Origin of the sequence: Streptomyces murinus (genome assembly GCF_002154555.1) — a bacterium.
In the GTDB taxonomy this organism is placed as follows: domain Bacteria; phylum Actinomycetota; class Actinomycetes; order Streptomycetales; family Streptomycetaceae; genus Streptomyces; species Streptomyces murinus.
Genome location: NZ_MUNF01000626.1, coordinates 1 through 727 on the forward strand (window position 1 = coordinate 1; position 727 = coordinate 727).

At 76.5% G+C, this 727-nt stretch carries 2 protein-coding genes; one reads left to right on the forward strand and one right to left on the reverse strand.

Annotated features, from left to right (window positions below; genetic code table 11):
- A partial coding sequence (locus tag CCN72_RS40095) for a hypothetical protein (protein ID WP_208638154.1) occupies positions 1-182 on the forward strand: 182 nt, incomplete at its 5' end.
- 123 nt (positions 183-305) lie between these two features.
- Here CCN72_RS40095 and CCN72_RS31585 read toward each other — a convergent pair.
- Positions 306-727, reverse strand: a 422-nt coding sequence (locus CCN72_RS31585) for a GNAT family N-acetyltransferase (RefSeq protein ID WP_244174574.1), incomplete at its 5' end; no start/stop codon positions are given.

Consider the following 727-nt stretch of genomic DNA (forward strand, 5'->3'; position numbering starts at 1 on the left):
GCATCTGCCAGGACGGCGGGGAGGGCGCCCGCGCTCCCGCTGTTACCGATCAAGGACAATTCCGCGACAACGCCTGGACCTGCCCTCGGACACCGGGGGCGCAGGCGGCGGTCGCCGGGGGCGCGGAGGACTGGATGCTGTCACCGGTCACCGGTCACCGGCCCGCCCGGCTTCTCCCGTGATCCCGCTCCGTGGAGAACCCCGATGCCCGCACCCTCGTTCAACGGGACAACCCCTTGCCGGGAGGGGGCGGGAGGTGAGGGCGAGTCGACCCCCCGCCACCCGCCCTTACGGCACTCCCCGCGTCAGCCCTCGTGCCTCAGATACACCCGCGTGCCGCCGGGCCGGAAGCCCACGCGTTCGTAGACGCGGCGGGAGCCGGCGCCGGAGTACTCCAGCCATACGGTCCGGGCGCCCCGGGCGAACAGGGTCTCGGCCAGGGCCGCGGTGACCGCCGCGGCGATGCCCCGGCCCCGGTGACCCGGCAGGGTGCCGACGCCCGCCAGTTCCGCCGTGCCCTCGGCCGGTGCCGAGCACAGGGCGCCGCCCGCGCAGCTCCCGTCCCCGGCGCGGACGAAGCGGACCGCCCCGCCGCCCTCCTCGGTGCGCCGCAACCGGGCCGCGCCCTCCGGGGACGGGGCCCATTCGCCGCCGAACGCCTCGGATAGCGCCGTGTCGATCGCGAGGTAGTCCTCGTCGGTGACCGGCGCCTCCACCCGGACCCGGG